The sequence below is a fragment of the Flavobacterium sp. LC2016-01 genome (genome assembly GCF_009711135.1).
GTDB lineage: Bacteria > Bacteroidota > Bacteroidia > Flavobacteriales > Flavobacteriaceae > Flavobacterium.
The window spans coordinates 17497-38895 of the sequence record NZ_WMIC01000011.1; the positions used below are offsets into that span (position 1 = coordinate 17497).

Below are 21399 nucleotides of genomic sequence, written 5' to 3' on the forward strand. Positions count from 1 at the left end.
TCTTAAGCAAATTCTAAAACATCTTCTTTATCTTGAACTTAATGTTTTTATATTAGTCCCGTAGCTATTTTACTAGTACTCGTATGTTAATTCAATTGTATTATTTGGAGGAATTGTTATTGGGAAATCTTCACTACTACTTTTTCCATTTTTCCTTTTTAAAACACGAATAACATTTTTCTCTCCTTCAGCAACGAAAACATTTAACACCGTGTTTAATTGCTTTGCCTTAAACGTATCATAACCGCTAAAACCAGTTGAGTATTTAGAATCTAAAAAAGTATTAGTTCCAATGTTTGGCCCAAAAGGGTACAATGTCTGTACTTCAAAAAAATCTTCTTTGTCTTTAGGAATAAAGTTATTTAGATTTACTTTTATAAAGGCTTTTTTGGGAACATAATAATCTATATTGATTATTGTATCCCTGTTTGTTATTGAATAAATTTGATAACTAACTACCGTAGTAGTAGTTCCAATTAAATTATCCTGTCTAATATATTTGGTCACATCAATCTTTGAATCTGTGATGTCAATATCAAAATAACCATCTTCCTTTCTTCCTAATTCCGAATCTTTAATATAAAAGTTTTGGTCAAAATTTCCGTTTTTGTCAGATTTCAGATTTACTATTTTCCTAGTATAGCCACCACCTAATTCTCCACCACTAATTCTATAATTTAATGATACATTCATATTGGCAACAGGCTCATCATTTACGCTCACAAATCTGCCTCTTATAGTTGTACAGTTTGAAGAACAGTCTTTGCGAGTATCATCATCAACCTTTTCGCAACTTACAAATGTCAAGACTAGAATTAACAGGAGTATTTTCTTTATCATATAATTAAAAATTTAGATTCTTTATTAAATACAAAAAAATTCTACTTATTGAAACTGCCACATCTAAAAACCAACCTCCACGTAAAGCGATACAAAAATATTTGTGCCACCTATCAAATATAGATAAATTTTCTACAAAAAAACCTCGAAAGTGTTAAGCTTTCGAGGTTTTTCAGAGAATTAGAACTAACTAAACAAATTCTAAAAGAATTATTTTTGAACAGAAAACTTAAAGGTTGTTTTAGTTTTATAATTTTCTCCCGGGTTTAAAACCGTTGTTGGGAAATTTTTCTGGTTTGGAGAATCTGGATAATGTTCCGTTTCTAGACAAAGTCCGGTTCTGTGAGCGTAAGTTCCGCCATTACGCATTGGTAAAGTTCCGTCAAGGAAATTTCCTGAGTAAAACTGAATTCCAGGTTCATCAGTTGTCATTTCCATAACTCTTCCGCTTGCTGCGTGGTATACTTTTGCAATGATTGTTTTTCCTTTTTCAGGATTGTTCAATACCCAACAATGATCGTAACCTTTTCCTCTTTCTAACTGCTCGTTTTTAGCATTGATGTCTTTTCCAATTAATTTTGGAGTTCTGAAATCGAAAGGCGTACCAGCAACATCGTCTAATTTTCCTGTCGGAATTAAAGTCGCATCAACCGGAACTAATTTATCTGCATTTAAAGTCAATTCGTGGTCTAAGATGGTTTTTGTAAAATCTCCAGATAAATTGAAATACGAATGCTGTGTTAAGTTAACAACTGTTTTCTTGTCAGTCGTTGCCTCATACAAAACTTCTAACTGATTGTCATTTGTCAATGTATACGTCACAAAAACTTTCAAAGTTCCCGGATAACCTTCTTCCATATCTTTACTTACATAAGATAATTTTAAAGAAGCGTTTTCGCCAGATTTAACCTCATCAGCTTTCCAAACAACATTAAAATATCCTTGCGGACCGCCATGCAAAGCATTTGGTGCATTGTTTATTGCCAATTGATAGTCTTTTCCATCCAATGAAAATTTACCTTTTGCAATTCGGTTTCCATATCTTCCGATCAAAGCTCCGAAGAAAGGATTTTCTTTTTCGTATTGTGCCAAAGAACTAAATCCGATTACTACATTTTCAGAAACGCCTTCTTTATTAGGAACTTTCAAATCTGTAATTCTGCCACCAAAAGTGATGATGTCAACTTCCATCCCATTTTGGTTTTTCAGTTTATAACTTTCAACTTTTTCTCCTTTTGCAGTTGTTCCGTACTCTGATTTTTCAATTGTAACTAAATCTTTTCCTTCAGTTGCAATTTTTTCTGCATCTGTTTTTTTATCGCTTTTACATTGAACTGAAACTGCTGCCAAGCTCAAAAGGCTTAGACCGAAAACACAACGTTTTAATACATTCATAAGTGGTTATTTTTGGTTAGTAAAGTCTTAAAGTCAAAAGTCATAAAGTCTTTTCTTCAAAGTAACTAAAACTTTCGGACTTTACGACTTTCGACTTTTGACTAATTTATAGTCCGTGTTGAAACAAATGATAATAGGCTTCGTTTGCGTTGATTTTATCTTTAAAATCTCTTACAGTCGTTTTTTCATCGATTACCAATAACTCAATTCCAGCGATATCAGCGAAATCTTCCATATACTCTGTTGTCAATGATTGGCTGTAAACCGTGTGATGTGCTCCACCCGCCAAAATCCAAGCTGTTGCTGCAATATCAAGATTTGGTTTACAATCCCATAAAACTCTGGCAACTGGTAATTTTGGTAATTCTGCCATTGGTTTAACCGCTTCAACTTCGTTTACAATTAAACGGAAACGTGTTCCCATATCTACCAAAGAAACATTGATTGCATCTCCTGCAGGAGAGTTGAATACCAAACGAGCTGGATCTTCTTTTCCTCCAATTCCTAACGGATGCACTTCGCAAGAAGGTTTTCCATCTGCAATTGATGGACAAATTTCCAACATATGTGATCCTAAAACGTATGATTTTTGTGGTGTGAAATGGTACGTGTAATCTTCCATGAAAGAAGTTCCGCCTTCCAATCCAATGTTCATTACTTTTAAAGCTCTTACCATTGCAGCGGTTTTCCAGTCTCCTTCACCACCAAAACCATAACCATCGGCCATTAATCTTTGTGTTGCGATTCCTGGTAATTGTTTCCAAACTCCAAGGTTTTCGAATGTATCTGTGAAAGCACCAAAACCTCCTTCTTCAAGGAAAGCTCTTAAACCTAATTCAATTTTTGCTGCTTCCGCTAAAGAACTTCTTTGCGCGCCGCCTTCTTTTAAAGAATCAGTTAAAGTATAAGAAGCTTCGTAAACTGCTAATAAATCTGCCAATTGTTTGTCTGTAACTTTCTCAATATGTTTGGTAACATCTGAAGAATCAAATCCGTTTACTGAAACTCCAAAACGAATTTGAGCTTCAACTTTATCGCCTTCTGTAACGGCAACTTCACGCATATTGTCTCCAATACGAGCTACTTTTAGGTTTTGAAGTTCGTCCCATCCTAGAACGACTCTTGACCAGATTCCTAATTTTTTCTGAACTCTTTCATCTTCCCAATGCCCTACCACAACTTTACGTTTTTTGCGCATTCTTGACATAATGAAACCAAATTCACGATCTCCGTGAGCCGATTGATTCAAGTTCATGAAATCCATGTCGATAGATCCCCACGGAATTTCAGCATTGTATTGTGTATGTAAATGACATAATGGTTTTTTCAAAATACTCAGTCCGCCAATCCACATCTTTGCTGGAGAGAAAGTGTGCATCCAAGCGATAATTCCGATACAGTTTTTCTCTGAATTCGCAGCCAAACAAACATCTAAAATCTGCGAAGGCGATTTTACCACATCTTTGTAAACCACTTTTACCGGAATCGAAGACGAAGCGTCTAATCCTTTTGCAATAATCTGTGAATGTTCTGCTACTTTTCTAAGTGTTTCTTCACCATATAATTCTTGGCTTCCTACTACAAACCATACTTCTTTTTGAGAAATGTCTATCATGTTTTTTATTTTGTTTCAGGTTTTCTTTGTTTCAAGTTTCAAGTTTTGAAATGCCGAAAATCTTTGTTCTTTATTCTTTTATCTTTTATCTAAATTACTGTCCGTAATACGAATCTTTTCCGTGTTTGCGGTTGTAATGTTTTTTTATTAATGAATCTTTTAATCTTGGTGCGTTTGGGTTTATTTGTAAAGTCAAGTACGCCATTTCTGCCACAACTTCTAAAACTTTACTGTTGTAAACCGCTTTTGCTGCGTTTTTTCCCCATGCAAACGGGCCGTGATTTCCTATCAAAATCATTTCTACTTCTTCATAAGAAAGATTTTTTTCTTTAAAACAATCCAAAATCTGGATTCCGGTATTGTGTTCGTAGTTTCCTTCGATAAGAGAATCTGCCATCGGGGGCGCACACGGAATATCCACTGTCAAATGATCTGCATGTGTTGTTCCGAAAATTGGAATATCTCTTTGCGATTGTGCCCAAGCAACTGAATAAGTGGCATGTGTATGCGCAACTCCTCCAATATTTGGCCAGTTTTTATATAAATAAGCATGCGTTTTTGTGTCTGATGACGGACGCATGGTTCCTTCAATAACATTATTATCAAAATCGACAATTACGATATCTTCAGGTTTTAAATCTTCATAAGGAACACCGCTTGGCTTAATGGCAAAAACACCATTTTTTCTGTCCACGGCGCTCACGTTTCCAAAAGTGTATACCACCAAATTCAATGCATTTAACTGCATATTGGCTTCGTAACATTCTTGTTTTAAATCTTTATACTGAGAACTCATTTTGAGATATTTTAATGGTTGGATCTGCAAAAACACTTAATTGTTCGTAAGCGATAAGCAACTTGTTATACGCTGCAACTTTATCTAATTGAGGGAAATATTCTCCGTCAAAATCACTTCCAATTTTTTGACTTGCCTCAATTACGTTTGGATAAATTCCCGCTGCAACTGCTGCGTAAATTGCTGCTCCTAAAGCCGGAGTTTGATCTGAAGCTGCAATTTTAATTGGCTTGTTTAAAACATTAGCCAAAGTCTGCATAATGAAAGGAGATTTACGAGCAACACCACCGATTCCGATCACGCTATCAATTTTTACACCTTCTTCTTCAAAACGGTCTACAATTTTCTTCGCTCCAAAACAAATTGCGTTTACTAAAGCTTTGAAAATATGAGGCGCTTTTGTTCCTAAAGATAAATTTGAAATCGCGCTTTTTACTTCTTGATTGGCATCTGGAGTTCGTCGCCCGTTGATCCAGTCTAAGGCAATTGGAAGACTTTCTGAAACTGGAATTTTCTCTGCTTCTTTTGTTAATTCAACAATTAATTTATCGCTGAATTCTTCTCTTAATTGTTCTTTTTGAGTTTCATTTAAAAGAGATGAAGTACCTAATAAATGTTCCGTCGGCCACATTAATAATTCTTTGTACCAAGCCAATAAATCTCCAAAAGCAGATTGTCCTGCTTCAAGACCGATAAAGCCCGGAATTACAGAACCATCAACTTGTCCGCAGATACCGCGAACTGTTTTTGTTCCTACTTCATCATAAGAACCAACTAGAATATCACAAGTTGAAGTTCCCATAACACGAACTAAAGTGTTTTCTCCAATTTTAGCTCCAACTGCTCCAGAATGCGCATCAAAAGTTCCAACAGCTACAACGGTATCTGTCGAAAGCCCTAAACGGTCTGCCCATTCTTTGCTTAAATTTCCTGCTGCTAAATCAGAAGTATAGGTTTCATCGTATAAATTACCGCGAAGTTGCGCTAAATACGGATGTAATTTTTCTAAGAATTCAACTGGTGGTAATCCATTCCAGTCGGTGTGCCACATCGCTTTGTGTCCTGCTGCACAACGGCTTCTTTTGAATGTTTTTAGATCTTTATCTTCAATTAATAAATACGTCATTAAATCGCAGTGTTCCATCCAAGTATACGCTGCATTTTTAACCGCTTCATCTTGTCTTGCAATGTGAAGGATTTTTGCCCAAAACCATTCTGATGAATAGATACCGCCTACATATTTTGTAACGTCTTCTCCGCCCCAGCTTACTGCCAGTTCGTTGATTTCGTTTGCTTCATTAATAGAAGTATGGTCTTTCCACAACACCATCATCGCATTTGGGTTTTCTTCAAAACCTTTTGTTAATGCTAATGGAGTTCCATCTTTTGTAACCGGAACTGGCGAAGATCCAGTAGTATCAATACAAATTCCGCGAACTAAAGACGGGTCAACTTTGCTTTCTTTTATAACGGTTTGAATCGTAATTTCTAATCCTTCAATATGATCTAAAGGATGCTGACGAAACTGATTTATAGAAGCGTCACAATATTGTTTGTTTTTCCATCTCTTGTAATGAGAAACATTCGATGCTAATTCCTGGCCATTTTCAGTATCGATAAGCACCGCTCGAACAGAATCTGTTCCGTAGTCCAATCCTATAACGTAATTTTTCATTCGAAATTCATTTTTAATAATGACAAATATAATTATAATTCATTTATAAGTGTACAATAAACACTTAAAAAAACTGAGCTTTGAATTTTTACAAATAATGCATCAAAACAAGCAATTATGGCAAAAAGAGAAAACAAACGTTAGTTTTACATTTATTCTGTTGCGATTATTTCATCTTAATTTTCAAAACTGTTACTGAATAAGCTGGAAAATCGTACTGAACTTTGCTTCCGCTTACTTTAAATTCGCTTTCTTTCGGGCTGATTTTAGTTGGAGCTTCAAAAGAATTTTCGTCATTTATTCCGTCACCTTTTAAAACTATTGCCGTTCCTTTTGACTCTAATTTTGCACCTTTTAAATCAATTGAAACATTTTGAGAAGCAGCATTTGCATTAACAATTTTCAAAATCACTTCTTTAGAATTCACATCTTTTACTGCCGATGCAAACAAATCATTTTGTCCTGTAACCGCTTTTCCGTCTTTTGTAATATTGATTAAATCTGTCCCTTTATTATTAGAAAATAATTTCTGAACATAATAATTTGGCGTTCCATACGATTGTAAATTATTGAACCAAATCATATCTGGTGTCCATTGCCAGCCTTCAATATGAGCTAATAATGGCGCATAAGAAGTTAACTGAACAACCTCAGCATTACGCTCCATTCCCGTCATAAATGCCGCTTCAGAAAAGGCACATTCCCAGTTGTTTTTGTTTTCTGGACTTGCAATTGCTACACTTTGCGCTGCGTATTCTCCAGCAAAAATCTTTGGTCCTTTACGATCATAATTGTCGTAACGCGTTACATTTTTACGGAACCAAGCTGGATCTTTATAATAATGTTCGTCAACAATTTCTGCATTCAGTTTTTTTAATTCTTTCATACCATAATCATAAAAATCTCCGTCAGGAAAAGGGCCTGTTCCAGATACGATTGTGATGTTTGGATATTTTGCTTTAATGGCTTTTTGAAACACTTTGAAACGTTCAATATAATCGGGTCCCCATTGCTCATTTCCAACTCCAATAAATTTTAAATTGAATGGTTTTGGATGTCCCATATCGGCTCTTACTTTTCCCCAAGCTGTCGTCGCATCGCCATTTGCAAATTCAATTAAATCTAGCGCATCTTGAACGTAAGGATCGATTTGATCCATTGGAACTAATTCTCCCGTGTTGAACTGGCAAGCCATTCCACAGCTTAAAATTGGAAGCGGAGAAGCGCCAATATCTTCTGAAAGTTGAAAATATTCAAAGAAACCCAAACCAAAACTCTGAAAATAATCTGGCGCCGGACGATGTGAAAATTCCATATTCCAACGGTTTACTGCTGTTTCTCTGTCCTCAACATTTCCTACTGATTTTTTCCATTGGTAACGCTCTGCCAAAGTTCTTCCTTCTACAATACAGCCTCCAGGGAAACGCAAAAATCCTGGTTTCAAATCGTATAATAATTGGACTAAATCTTTACGAAGTCCGTTTTTTCTTCCTGCCCAAGTATCTTCCGGAAATAATGAAATATTATCTAAATCAATTACGCCATTTCCTTCAAAAGTGATTTTTAATTTTGCTTTCGCTTCTGTTGCTGAAGATGTTAATTGAGCCGAATAATTGGACCAATCACTTGATGTTGGTACAACTGAAGTTTCTCCTAAAACTTTATTGTTTTTGTCAATAAATTGGAATTTGATTTTTGAAATATTACCTGAAATTTTTGAAGCTTTTAAAGTCAAATTGTACTTCAAATCTTTCTTGATTCCCATTCCTCTGAAACCATCGTTTATCAACTCATAACCTGAAGCATCATTAATGGTAATTCGGCAGTAATTATGATTTGTCCCTTTTTGAGAATACTGAATCACATTTGCAATTCCTGATTCGGTGTTTAATTTATGACGGTCACTTTTAGGCTGATTCCATCCCATTAACGGAAACTGGAATTCGAAAGATCTGTTTTTGATCATTTCGGCATACAATCCGCCATCTGCAGCAAAATTGATATCTTCAAAAAACACTCCGTACATGGTGGGCTGAATTTTTGTTACTGTTTTTGCAACATCAACTTGAAGATTATTTTTTTGTGCCGATGCATAAACGCCGCTCAGCATTAAACCGCAAAGGGTAATTTTTGTAATTAAATTGGACTTCATTTTTTATTTATTTAAATGTGTTTTATGGCACGCGGATGACGCGGATAAAACGGGTTTTTAATTTTGTTTTCTATTGTGGCTTTAACTTAAACACATAGAATCATAGTTGTACATTGTCTAAAAAAGGTATTTCATTTATTTAAAATACACATAGTTGTGTGTTTAAATTTTCTCTCGCAGATTAGGCAGATCTATTTTAATCTTTTATCTAAATAGTCTAAAATCTTGCTTCTTTGTTCTATTTTCTATAATCTATATTCTATTTCAAAACAGGCCATAAATCAGTATCCCATTTCATTTCTTTTACCACTAATCTTGGTGTTCCGTTCGTTTTCTTTTCATAAGCGTGATAAAAAATGTAATCTTTTCCATCAAATGTATAAGCGCTGTTATGTCCTACTCCAAAATAATTTTCATCGCCTTGGACTACGATGGTTCCACCACCTTCGGTTAATAATTTTCCGTCTTTATCAACATAAGGTCCGGTTACGTTTTTTGATCTTCCAACCACAACTTTATAAGTACTTTTTTCCCCTCGGCAACATAAATCCCAAGAAAGAAATTGATAGTAATATCCGTTTTTCTTAAAAATAAATGGAGCTTCAAGTGCGCCGTCACCCGGATCAGAATCGGCTAATTCAAAAGTTCTTTTTCGTTTTGAGATCGTGTGCCATTCTTGAGGCTGGGCGATCGATTTTAGATCGGGATTTAATTTTACCATTTTCAAGCCTTCCCAAAAAGAACCAAATGAAAGCCAAGGCGTATTGTTTTCATCAAAAACCAAATTCGGATCAATGGCGTTCCACATGTCACGATTAGGCTGTGATTGAATTACAATTCCCTGATCGACCCATTTGTAATTTTTATCAGATGGATCTAAAGTCGTATTCGTAGCAACTCCAATTGCCGAAGTATTTTTGGCGAAAGCCGAAACCGAATAATACAGATAATAAACATTGTTGTGCAATGAAATATCTGGTGCCCAAATATGATTTTTGAAATCGGCGGCAACGCCATCTGCCCAAACGGGTTTATCTTTGAAAACCTGTGGCTGTTTGTCCCATTTTTTTAAATCTTTTGAACTAAAGACACTAATTCCGTTTCCGGTACAATATAAATAATAAGTGTCTTTTTGTTTGATCACTACCGGATCGTGAACAACAATGTCCTGTGCTATTACCGCGGACCCAGTTAGAATAAATAGGAGTGAGAATATTGATTTTATTTTGATGTACAATTCCATGATTATTTTTTATTTTACAATTCTTATTTGAGAAATTTTAGACGTTTTTTTGCCGTCTTTAGACTTAATTTTTAAATCAATAATTTGAGTATTGTCTACTTTGAATTGAATTATCTTATCTTTTTTTGTGACAATTGCAGCAGGTTTTTCATTAATAAAAACATCAAGGTTATCCGTTTTAAAGTCTCCTAAAAAACTAATTTCAATAAATTTGCCTTCTAGATTTTTATTTACCATTTGATAGGAAATATAAGAGCTGGTATTTCTCCAAAAACCATCTTCCTCATAGCCCGATTCACTTTTTTCTCCTTTATAATGGTGATCTACTTCAGGCTGTTGTTCTCCACAATTTATTTTATCGACCGTGTTGGCTTCAATAGCCATAGCTTCAATTTCCTGTTGTCTTAACAATGCCTGTTTTTCTTTATAGTCTTCTGGTTTATAGGTTTGAAAATACATCTGATAACGGGCATCGTGTATTTCAAAGAAGGGCTGTAATTCTAATGAATCTAACTTAAAGCGCATATTACCTAAATCTTTAAGTTTTGAAACATAACTTCCATCTTCTCCTACTAGTGCATAAGCTTTGTCTAACGAAACGTATTTTCCTTGAGCAACATGTCCCATTCGGCTATCATCAGCAAACAAACCATCTAAATTTTCAGTAGAGGTTTTAGCCGCTAATACAATAGGACCATTTACAAATGCGGCCCAATTGGAGCCATCGGGCAACTTTTCCAAATGAGTTGAAGTCTGGAATGCAATAGTTATTTTATCTCCTGATTTCCATTTTCTTTCCAGACTAACATAGTTAGCTGGTTTGGTATCTGTTTTTTGCAATTTTCCGTTGACTAAAATTTCGAAATTCGTTGCCCATTTTGGATAACGAATATTCAAAACAAAAGAATTAGGATTTTTAAGTTTTAGAACAATCTCAGTATTATTTTCATAAGGAAATTTTGTGGTTTGCTCTAATTCTATTCCTTTTTCCTTCCAATTTAAAGTGGATGGAATAAAAAGATTTACAAAAATATCATGCTCTGAATGGCTATAAATTAATTCTCCATATTTAGAATGATTTTCAAGTCCCGTTCCAACGCAACACCACATGCTGGTTTCTGGCTGCGAGTATACGCGATAATGATTTGGTCGAATTGGAGTAAAATACACAAAACCACCTCTATTAGGCTCTTGGCTAGAAAGAATGTGATTGTAAAGTGTACGCTCATAAAAATCAAGGTAACTCACATCATTTTTGTCTAAAAACAATGCTTTACTTAAACGTTCCATATTGTAGGAATTACAAGTTTCCGGGCCTTGATTTGATTTTAGCATACCGCTAAAATCATTTATCGGATTGAAATGTTCAGCAACACTATTTCCTCCAAAAGCGACAGTTCTTTTTTCGGTGACATTTTTCCAAAAAAACTGTGCGGCATCGGACCATTGTTTATTATCCGATAACTTTCCAATTTTCTCAAAACCAATAACTTTTGGTATTTGTGTATTAGCATGTAAACCCGTTAGTTTGTCTTCCTTTTTAATTAATGGATCGAGAATGGCTTTTTGCGAAAGCTTTTCAGCCGTTTCAAGATATTTTTTGTTTTTTGTGATGCTATATAAATCTGCAAAAGATTCGTTTATACCACCATGTTCTGTTTTCAAGATTCTTTGAATTTGCTCATCAGAAAGAGGTCGAATCAATTCGATAAACCAATCTCCTAATTTTATTACAATTTCTTTTGCCTTTTCATTATCCGTATAATTGTAGGCATCGATTAAGCCTGCAAAAAGTTTATGAATATTATAGATTGGAACCCAGGTATTATTTAAACCAAAACCACTACCGTCTATATCTCCTTTATGAATTCTATCCCAAAAGACTTTTCCTTCAGGAATACCTCCAACATAACCAGTTCCGTCCTTTTGCTGGCAACGATCCAATTCAGAAATCATATAATCCAAACGGCTTTTAATTTCATTATTTCCCGTAGAAGCATACATCATTGATAATGCCGCTAAATAATGACCTCCTATATGTCCATCAAGACCTATGTTTTCCCAGTTGCCATATCTATCCGCTTTTGTAGGTAAGCCGGCAGCTATCAAATAAGGTGCTAGTAGTCGATCTGGATTTAGGTCTAATAAATATTTAAGATCAACGTTTTGAGCATTTTTGAAAGGACCACTAGTTAGTTTTATCTCTTGCAACTTAAATTCCTGCATCTGTGCGATTGAAGGAATAGTAATTAAGAGAGTTGCGATTAAATAAAATGATTTAATCGTTATTTTTTTCAAACTCACTTTCATATAGGAGAAAACCATGTGTTTAAAATATAATTGTTTAAAATACTTCTTTTGTTAACCATATAAGTGATATAAGTAAATTTAAGTTTTGGTTAACTGTAAACTTTTTTAGATCATATAATCAGTGCCTTTAAAAACTGAAAATTGCGACTGAAAAACTAAACTGTAAACTAAAAACTTGAACACTGATCACTAAATTACTGAATTCCCTCAGACGTCATAACCACTCGTTTCATTGTTCCGTCTTTGTTATAGTATAATTTATCAACACAGACTGATCTTCTGAAACTTCCTCCATGCGGAATGGACGCCCCGTTGTGATAAATAAAATACGACTGTCCTTTAAAATCAATTATTGACTGATGATTTGTATTACTGTTTCCGGCCAATTCATTCAAAATTCCTTTGAATTCCCATGGACCATTTATTGATTTGCTCATGGCATAAGCTATTTTCTCTGGAAATTCATAAGCATATGACAAATAATACCAGTCTTTGTGTTTGTGAATCCAAGGTGCTTCTGTAAAATGCGGTAGCTCAATATGCTGAATTGGTCCATCAAGTTCGGTCATGTTTTCTTTTAATTTTGCATAATGACAAGAGGTATTTCCCCAAAACAAATAAGCTTGACCATCAGTATCGATATAAACCGTTGGATCGATATCGTCCCAGCTTATATCGGTATATTTGGTCATGTCGTTTGTAATTAAAGCTTTTCCTAAAGCATCTTTAAAAGGTCCTATTGGACTGTCTGAAACTGCAACTCCAATTGCTTTTCCGTGAACTGAACCATGTTCAACCGTTACAAACCAATAAAATTTCCCGTTTCTTTCAATTACCTGCGACGCCCAAGCATCACTTTTTGCCCATTTAAAATCGGTTACTTTTAACGGAACTGGATGCGATTCCCATTTTTTCATATCTGACGAAGAATAAACAACCCATTCATTCATCTTATAAAAATTAAAATCATTTGGCGCTTCATCATGACCAGCGTATAAATACACTTTGTCTTTATAAACTAATGCTGCCGGATCTCCGGTATATTGATCTTTTATAATTGGATTATTGAATTTTGATGGATCGCTTTGAGCAACTACTTTACATGACGTAATTAAAACTAAAAGCGACAGGCTTGTAAATAGATTTTTCATTATCTTTTTTTTTTGCCACGAATTGCACAAATTTCCTCGAATTTTAATTTGTGGAAATTTGTGCAATCCGGGGCTTATTTTTTCTCTCGCAGATTGAGCAGATTCTTATTTTAGAATTTTAAAAATTGAAATTTTCTAATTTTCTAATTTTCTAATTTTCTAATTTTCTAATTTTCTAATTTTCTAATTAATCTTTTTACCCCAAACAGGTAATCCAGCTGCTGTATATCCAGAATAACTCAAGGTTACTTTTCTTGTGGCTAATTCCCAATCCCAAGAATCTGATACATTACATTTAACTCCGTTAACCGTTAATACTTTTTTAGTGCTGTCGTATGACCAAGTTCCTGTTGCATCTCCGCTTACTTTTTTATCGGCAGTTAAATAAATTGTTCCTGCTTTCTGCATCGTTTTGTATTGGTAATTCATTGTAATTTGTTCCCAAGTTCCAATGAAATTTGCCTCGGTAATTGTTGTTGCTGGAACTCCTGCGTAACGTTCTGCTTCAACAACTGGCCAGCCATCTTCTGTCCATTGAATGGCGCGAACATGTCCCATCATTACCGCATTTGAAACTGCAATTCCGGCAACACCTTCAGGCAAACGCGCCTGAGAAGCATAATACCATTGTTTTGTATCTGGATTTTGAAAAACGGCACAATGTGCAAATCCCACCCAGCCTGTATGATTTTTAAATTGATACGGATGTGTAACCATCGGGAAACATTCAGATCCCGTTGTAATACTGCTGCCGCTGATTGTTAAATAAGGGCCTAAAATGTTTTTTGAACGCGCTACACGAGTATTATACGCAACTGATAATTCATCATAAGCCAAAAACAAATAATAATATTGTGTATCTGGATTATAGATAATTTCTGGTCCTTCAAGAGCTTGCCAACGGTTTGTACTCACGTTTCCGCGACCTGCAATTCGAACTCCGTAATCATCAATTGTTTTTAATTTAGCAGGTTTTCCTGTTGCTGGATCTAGTTTTAAAGCTGCAATTCCAGAATGCCAAGAACCATAAATTAAATACTGATCACCCTCTGGAGTCTGGATAAAACTCGGGTCGATGGCGTTGAATTTAAAATAAGCATCCCAATCGTTTCCTCCGTTTCGAACATAGCTTTTTACACCATCTGGTTCAGAGCAAACCACCATTCCTTTATCAACCCAATTATTTGAAGCCAAATCATCTGTTTCGGCCAAACCAATAAAAGCGCGTTCTGACCATGATGTATTGGTATCTGTTCCAGTAATTGGATTCGTAACCACAATGCTGTAATACATTCTGAATTTATTTCCGACTTTTCTAACACAAGGTGCCCAATAACCATAACTCGGATTTGTAATTGGAGGTAGCGCCGGATTCATTCTTGCTCTTTTATTGTTCAAAGAATCTTTTACCCAAGCCGGAGCCGTAGTCATCGAAGATCCCATGAATTCCCAATTGATTAAATCTTTTGATCTTCTGTAGAAAAAATGTCCGTTACCTTCATGCGCATTTCCGTAAGAAGCGTCGGTTTGGTACATATAATAATAGTCTCCAGATTTTTCTACCGATGGATCATGTACGTTGGCCAAATTCCACTGCGATCTGTTTCCCCAACTTGAAATTGAAGTGTAATTATCTGCATATGTTGGTCCGGCAAATGTAGATGGCGGAACAACAACTGGTGGTACCACAGGATCTGGTCCGCCAACTTCAGGTACTGCCGGATCATCTTTAGAACAGCTTGCTGCAATTAGAACAACCAAAAACAGTCCGATTTTGGATATTACTTTTATTATGGAATTTGATTTTTTCATTTTTTTAGCTTGTTATTTTCCTTCTAAAACAACAACTGAGAAAGGAGGAATTATGATTTCAAGTTTTCCTTTTTTGTTTTCGAAACCTTTAAAAACCGTTGGAACAATTTTGTTTGGTGTATCGAATGAATTGTAATCTTGTAATTTCGCTGATGTTAAAACTATTCCTGTGAAATTTTTAACGCCAAGTTCATTTACATCAATTTCTATTTTGTTTTTATTTTTAGCGTCAACATTTACTAAAGAAATATGAACCGCTCCGCTTTTATCTTTTGAAGCTGATGCCGAAACTGCAGGAAGTATTTCTCCATTAAAAGTATAATTTGGCGAAGTAAAACTTACTGGCAATAATTTAGCATCCTGATGCACACTGTACATTTTCATTACGTGATACGTTGGCGTAGTTATCATTTTTGCTTTATCTGTAAGGATTACAGCCTGCAAAACATTTACACATTGAGCCAAGTTTGCCATTTTAACTCTGTCCGCATGGTTATTGAAAATATTCAATGTTGCGCCAGCCAAAACTGCGTCACGCATTGTATTTTGCTGATATAAAAACCCTGGATTTGTTCCTTTCTCCACTTCATACCAGCCTCCCCATTCGTCAACCATCATGGCTACTTTTTTCTTTGGATCGTATTTGTCCATTATGGCAGAATGCTTTGTAACAAGCTCTTCCATTTTTAAAGCCGATTTCATTGTTTTGAAATAACCTTCTTCAGTAAAATCTCTGTCATCCCCTTTTTTAGCCCATTCAATTACGGCATAATGATGTACTCCAAGACCACCTAACATATTTGTTGGAATGTTTTTCATTAAAACTTCTGTCCAATTATAATCATCACCATTTGAACCTGACGCGATGCGTGTAAGTCCGCCAGTGTTTTCCCAATCCGACATGAATGTTGCAAATTTTCTGTATTCTCCAGCATAATATTCTGCTGTCATATTTCCTCCGCATCCCCATGCTTCATTTCCAATTCCCCAGAATTTAACTTTCCAAGGTTCTTTTCTTCCATTTTTTTGACGCAAATCACTCATCGGGCTTCTGCCGCCAAAATTGGTGTACTGAACCCAGTCTGCTAATTCCTGAACGGTTCCGCTTCCAACATTTCCTGACAAATAAGGTTCAGCTCCAAGAAGCTCGCACATATTAAGGAAATCGTGAGTTCCAAAACTGTTGTCTTCCGTTACGCCTCCCCACCATTTGTTTACAATAGTTGGTCTTTCTTCTTTTGGTCCAATTCCGTCTTTCCAATGGTAAGTATCGGCAAAACAGCCTCCAGGCCATCTTAAATTTGGAATTTTTAAATCTTTTAAAGCAGCAATAATGTCATTTCTTACTCCATTTGTGTTTGGTATTTTTGAAGTGTCTCCAACAAAAAATCCGCCGTAAATACAGCGTCCTAAGTGTTCAGCAAAATGCCCGTAAATGTTTTTATTAATTACTGGCGCATCTGCATTATTTTTTATAGTAACAACTGTGGTTTGATTTTGGGCAAAACTAACCTGATTACAAAGGGTAATAAGAAAGGTAATTAAAAGTGCTTTTTTCATAATGTTTTTAAGTTATAATATCATGTGAAGATTTTGAAGCCTCCACATGATATTAAGTATTCTTACTAATTCAAATTTATTCTTAGTCTCAGTTTTCAGTCCCAGTCTCGTTATATACTGTGACTGAGACCGCGACTGAAAACTTTTTAATAACTGCTGTTCTGTACAGTTCCCGGATTGTTATCCATTTCTAATTGAGGAATTGGGAAATATTCTCTTCCTGGCGCATATGAATTGAACTCTACATCTCTTGTTTTTAACCAAGCCAATTTTGTAGCATCCTGAAGCCATCCCCAACGACGAATATCATCAAAACGGTGTCCTTCAAGAGGGAATTCTAAAAATCTTTCGTGGCCAATCTGATCTCTCATTTGAGCCTGATTCATTCCTGGTTTTGTTGTAGCTAAATCAGGCAAGTTAACTCTGTTTCTTACCATTTGAATGTAAGTGTAAGCTCCTGGAGTATCACCTGTTTCGTTTAACGTTTCAGCATACATCAATAAAATATCCGCATATCTCAACAAACGCTCGTTGATTCCTGAACGCCAGTCGTACTCATCAGCAAATTGACCATCTGAATTTTGATATTTTCTGCAAAAGATATCATTTAAATCAGCTGGACTCGTTGCATAGAACGTAGCAAAATCTTTACCGTACAATTGCATGCCGCCTGGTTTATTATAAAATATTGTAGCATCTAAACGAGGATCTACAGCATTCGTTTTTGTTTTTTCCTGCTGAAATTCATTAAATAATGTCCATGAAGGCTGAACGTCTGTCCATCCAAAAGCTCTTGGCGCATAAGTAATTGCACGGGCAGAAGTTTTTCCCCAGCCAGAAGCCGGAGCACCGCCCCATCCTAAATCAACTCCGCCTGCATCTCTGCTGAACTGAACTTCAAAAAGAGATTCAGAATTGTTTTCATTAGCTGTAGTAAAGTTATCACGATAGTTTGAAACTAATGAATAAACTCCTAAATCAATTACTTGTTTAAAGGTTGTTTTTGCGTTTGCAAAATCTTTAGTAAACAAATACGCTTTTCCTAAATATCCTAAAGCTGCTCCTTTTGTAGCACGTCCTTTTTGACCTTTATCGATTCCTGTAACGGCATCATATGATGTTGGCAGCAAATCGGCAGCAGCTTTAAAATCAGCAATAACCAGCGCCCATCCTTCTGCTTCTGTTTTTTGCGGTGTATACAATTTAATTTCTGTTGGAAGCGGTACATTTTTAAACATATTTACCGCATGAAATAAATACAATCCTCTTAAAAAATACGCTTGTCCTAAAATCCTGTTTTTAAGAGCTGCATCTGTAAATTGTATTTCTGGAACATTTGTCAAAACTTGATTGGCACGGTAAATTCCTTGATAGTATGTTTCAAAAGCCCAGCCGTAAATTGCAGGATCTGTAGGGTTTGAGTTGAAACGCCCAACGTTATACATTGCTCCCCAAGGGCTGTTGCTTCGTGTATCATCTCCTTTTAAATCTAAAAGCAAAGGCGTACTTCTCATGTAAGTTCCATCAGTAAGCAAACTTCCGTAAGCGGCATTTACTCCTTCGATAGCGTCTTGATCTGTTTTCCAAAATGAACCTGCAGTTTCAACGTTTGGGTCCACTTGGTTCAAGTCTTCATTATCAACACAGCTTGTGGTAACAAGTGCTAATGAAAAGAAAACTGTTATATAGTTAAATACTTTATATTTCATTTTAATTCGTTTTAATTGGTTAGGCTAGTTTAAAAAGTTACTTCAACACCCAAAGAAATTGTTCTTGGGTTTGGGAATGATCCAGCATCATATCCTCTAGAGAATAATCCATCATTGTAATTAAAATCTGGATCGTAACCTCTGTATTTGCTAATGATCCATAAGTTTTGACCATTTACATACAGTTTCGCTTTTTGAATAAACAAATCTTTTGGCAATGGAAGTTCGTATCCAATTTCCATTGTCTGTAATTTGATATAATCACCGCTTTCAATAAACCTGTCAGAATCTCTTGCGTTTCCGTTTGGATCTCCAATAATAGGACGAGGCACATTTGTATTCGTGTTTGTTGGCGTCCAGTAATTCAAGGCATCAACATGGCTGTTTCCATATTGTTCTGTCATTAAATTACGATACAATCCGTTGAATACTTTGTTTCCTCCTGAACCTTGCCAGAACATTGAGAAATCCCAATTTTTATAATTTGCACCAAAATTAATTCCGTAGCTGTATTTAGGAATTGCAACTCCCATGAACTTTCTGTCAGCATCCGTAATTTGACCGTCACCGTTTAAATCACTGAATTTAAGATCTCCAACACCTGCATTCGTCTGAGTTGGCGAAGAAGCTAAATCAGCCGCATTTTGAAAAATTCCAGCAACTTGATACGTATAAAGTTCACCAATTGATCTTCCCACTTCAGTTTTTGAAGCTGCACCGTAAATTGGATTTCCGTCAAGACCAATTTGTAAAACCTCATTTTTCAAGGTTCCTAAATTTGCCGAGATGTTGTATTTAAACTCGTGGTGATTGTTGTTGTACGTAGCCGTAAACTCAAAACCACTGTTTTTAACCGCACCTGCGTTTGTTGTAATACTTGCTGGAAATGCTCCAGTTGAATAAGGCAATGGCACTCCAATTAATAAATCTGTTGATTTTTTCTGATAGTACTCTGCTGTAATCTGCAAATCATTGTCTAAGAAACCAAGTTCAACCGCAACGTTTGAAGTCGCTGTTTTTTCCCAGTGAACATTTGGGTCAATTGCACTTACAACTGTTGTTCCCGGAGCTAATGTATTGTTGAAATCGTATCCAGCAAATGCATTAATTGTTGGCGAATAAGCATAAACTCCAAGTGTATTGTTCCCTAATTCTCCATAACCTCCTCTTAATTTAATGGTATTAAACCACTCTGGTAAATGAATGAATTTCTCGTTGCTTACTTTCCATGCTCCAGAAAAAGAGTAGAAATTAGCCGTATTGTTGTCTTCACTAAAAAGTGATGTTTTATCTTGTCTGAAGTTTCCAGTAATGAAATAACGGTCATCGTAAGAATAATTCAAACGGCTTAAGTAAGAGATATTTGTAAGTGTGTTTTTATATTCTCCAGCACTTGTAGCATCAGCATACTGAATTTGGCTGATTTCGCCCGGAGTATAGCCAACACCTCTTGACCAATGTCTGTAATAATCATTTCTTTCCTGAATCCAGCCTCCTAAAGCATCAATTTTGTGCTTGTCTAAAGTAATTTCGTAAGTCAATAAATTATTTACGAATGTTCTTTGCTGATTTCCGTTATCAACATCTAAAGAAGCTTCATCATTTGTTGTGATATAATACCATCCTAAATCACTTGGCGGAATGAATTTTCTATTTTGAAAATCCAATCTGTCATAACTTAAATCTAATTTATATTTTAAGCCTTTAATGATTTCCAATTCTCCCCAAAGATCTCCAATAAAACGGCTTCTTTGCCCATTATTAGTAATCAAGTTATTGTAACCAATAACGTTCATAGAGATTGCTCTCTGCGTTAAGTTGTCTGTTCCTCCGTAACCTCCAAGTCTATTTGGATCGTACACTTTCATTGTTGGAATTGCGCCTAATAAATCTACAATTGCTGATTCTCCAGCGTTGTATTCATTAAAGTTTTCTTTATCCGATTTTGTATAGCCAATTTTTGAACCGTATTTGAATTTTCCTTTTTTACCGTATAAATTCAAATTAGCAGAATATCTTTCATAATCCTGAGGCGAGTTCAAGTAACTTGTATTTTTGAAATAATCGGTATTTAAATTATACCCTAAAGTTTCAGCACCTCCGCTAAAAGTAAGCGAGTGATTTTCGACAAGACCAGTCTGGAAAGCCTCATTTTGCCAGTTTGTATCAACATTACTGATGTATGATGGACTAGCTGGGTTGTTCCCTGGAGCAATTCCTAATCCTGCATTCAATTCGGCAGCTGTTGTGATTTTTTGATATCCAACTCTGTCTGTCAGATCCCATTTTCTAGCCACATTCTGGAAACCTACAAGCGATTTATATTTAATGTCTAATTTACCGCTTTTCCCTTTTTTAGTCGTAATAATTACAACCCCGTTTGCTCCCTGAACACCATAAATAGCTGCAGCCGATGCATCTTTTAAAACCTGCATCGATTCGATATCTCCTGGTGCAAAGTCATTCGGGTTTGATACAATCATTCCGTCAATAACAAAAAGAGGATTGTTATTTGTAAACGAATTGATACCTCTAATTTTAACATTCACAAATCCTCCAGGCTCTCCTGATGATTGTACTGTTACACCCGCAACCTGCCCCTGAAGCATTTTTGCAGGATCATATGTTACGGTTTTCTTCGCTGCTTCCATGTCAACTACACCAATTGAACCCGTTAAATCGGCTTTCTTCTGTGTACCGTAACCTACAACTACTACTTCATTAAGTTTATTTGTATCTTCTCCTAATGTAATATCAATTTTTGATTGATTTCCTACTGTGATTTCTTGGTTCTGAAATCCTATAAATGAAAAAACTAAAACATCACCTGAAGATGCTTTAATCGAATACTCTCCATCAAAACCAGTTGTTGTAACGGTTTTGGTTCCTTTAATCATAATATTCACACCCGGCAAAGGCAATTTGTCTTGAGCCGAGGTAACAACTCCGCTAATCGCTTTGCCTTGAGCCGACATTTGATTAGCAGAGAATAATAGCATTACTAATGCTAAAAGCCATTCTTTTTTTGGCAACAAAAAGTTGCAATAAAAAAATAATCGTTGGTTTGTTATCATAAGGTTTAATTAAGTTGGTTAGTGTATAATTATAAGTGTTAATTTTACATTTGTAAATTTAACTAAA

Annotated in this window: 13 protein-coding genes; all 13 read right to left on the reverse strand. The window is 35.5% G+C overall.

Going from position 1 to position 21399, the window contains the following annotated elements:
* Positions 1 to 72 precede the first annotated feature (72 nt).
* Positions 73 to 840, reverse strand: a complete 768-nt coding sequence (locus GKZ88_RS19455; protein ID WP_155103985.1) for a hypothetical protein — start codon at positions 838 to 840, stop codon at positions 73 to 75.
* A 210-nt stretch (positions 841 to 1050) separates the two neighbouring features.
* Positions 1051 to 2235 (reverse strand): aldose epimerase family protein, encoded by a 1185-nt coding sequence (locus tag GKZ88_RS19460; RefSeq protein ID WP_155103986.1) that lies wholly within the window; start codon positions 2233 to 2235, stop codon positions 1051 to 1053.
* A gap of 106 nt (positions 2236 to 2341) precedes the next feature.
* Positions 2342 to 3850 (reverse strand): L-arabinose isomerase, encoded by a 1509-nt coding sequence (araA, locus tag GKZ88_RS19465; protein ID WP_142449965.1) that lies wholly within the window; start codon positions 3848 to 3850, stop codon positions 2342 to 2344.
* Between the two features lie 94 nt (positions 3851 to 3944).
* Positions 3945 to 4646 (reverse strand): L-ribulose-5-phosphate 4-epimerase, encoded by a 702-nt coding sequence (locus GKZ88_RS19470; protein ID WP_155103987.1) that lies wholly within the window; start codon positions 4644 to 4646, stop codon positions 3945 to 3947.
* On the reverse strand, positions 4630 to 6321 hold the full coding sequence (locus GKZ88_RS19475; protein WP_155103988.1) for a ribulokinase: 1692 nt from the start codon (positions 6319 to 6321) through the stop codon (positions 4630 to 4632). The genes GKZ88_RS19470 and GKZ88_RS19475 overlap by 17 nt, the downstream gene beginning before the upstream one ends.
* Positions 6322 to 6487: 166 nt before the next feature.
* Positions 6488 to 8473, reverse strand: a complete 1986-nt coding sequence (locus GKZ88_RS19480; protein WP_155103989.1) for an alpha-L-arabinofuranosidase C-terminal domain-containing protein — start codon at positions 8471 to 8473, stop codon at positions 6488 to 6490.
* Positions 8474 to 8732: 259 nt separating this feature from the next.
* Positions 8733 to 9716: an arabinan endo-1,5-alpha-L-arabinosidase gene (locus tag GKZ88_RS19485; RefSeq protein ID WP_155103990.1), complete on the reverse strand. Its 984-nt coding sequence runs from the start codon at positions 9714 to 9716 to the stop codon at positions 8733 to 8735.
* Positions 9717 to 9725: 9 nt separating this feature from the next.
* Positions 9726 to 12020, reverse strand: a complete 2295-nt coding sequence (locus tag GKZ88_RS19490) for a glycoside hydrolase family 127 protein (protein ID WP_347343902.1) — start codon at positions 12018 to 12020, stop codon at positions 9726 to 9728.
* A gap of 200 nt (positions 12021 to 12220) precedes the next feature.
* The gene (locus GKZ88_RS19495) at positions 12221 to 13177 is read right to left on the reverse strand and encodes a glycoside hydrolase family 43 protein (RefSeq protein WP_155103991.1); all 957 of its coding nucleotides are present in this window, start codon (positions 13175 to 13177) and stop codon (positions 12221 to 12223) included.
* A gap of 183 nt (positions 13178 to 13360) precedes the next feature.
* Entirely contained in the window at positions 13361 to 14989 is a 1629-nt protein-coding gene (locus tag GKZ88_RS19500; RefSeq protein WP_155103992.1) for an arabinan endo-1,5-alpha-L-arabinosidase, read from the reverse strand.
* Between the two features lie 12 nt (positions 14990 to 15001).
* Positions 15002 to 16549 carry an alpha-L-arabinofuranosidase C-terminal domain-containing protein gene (locus GKZ88_RS19505; RefSeq protein ID WP_155103993.1) on the reverse strand — a complete coding sequence of 516 codons (1548 nt, stop codon included), beginning with the start codon at positions 16547 to 16549 and terminating at the stop codon, positions 15002 to 15004.
* A 146-nt stretch (positions 16550 to 16695) separates the two neighbouring features.
* Positions 16696 to 18258, reverse strand: coding sequence for a RagB/SusD family nutrient uptake outer membrane protein (locus tag GKZ88_RS19510; RefSeq protein ID WP_155103994.1), 1563 nt, complete (start codon positions 18256 to 18258; stop codon positions 16696 to 16698).
* Between the two features lie 29 nt (positions 18259 to 18287).
* Positions 18288 to 21332 (reverse strand): TonB-dependent receptor, encoded by a 3045-nt coding sequence (locus tag GKZ88_RS19515; protein WP_155103995.1) that lies wholly within the window; start codon positions 21330 to 21332, stop codon positions 18288 to 18290.
* Positions 21333 to 21399: the final 67 nt, after the last annotated feature.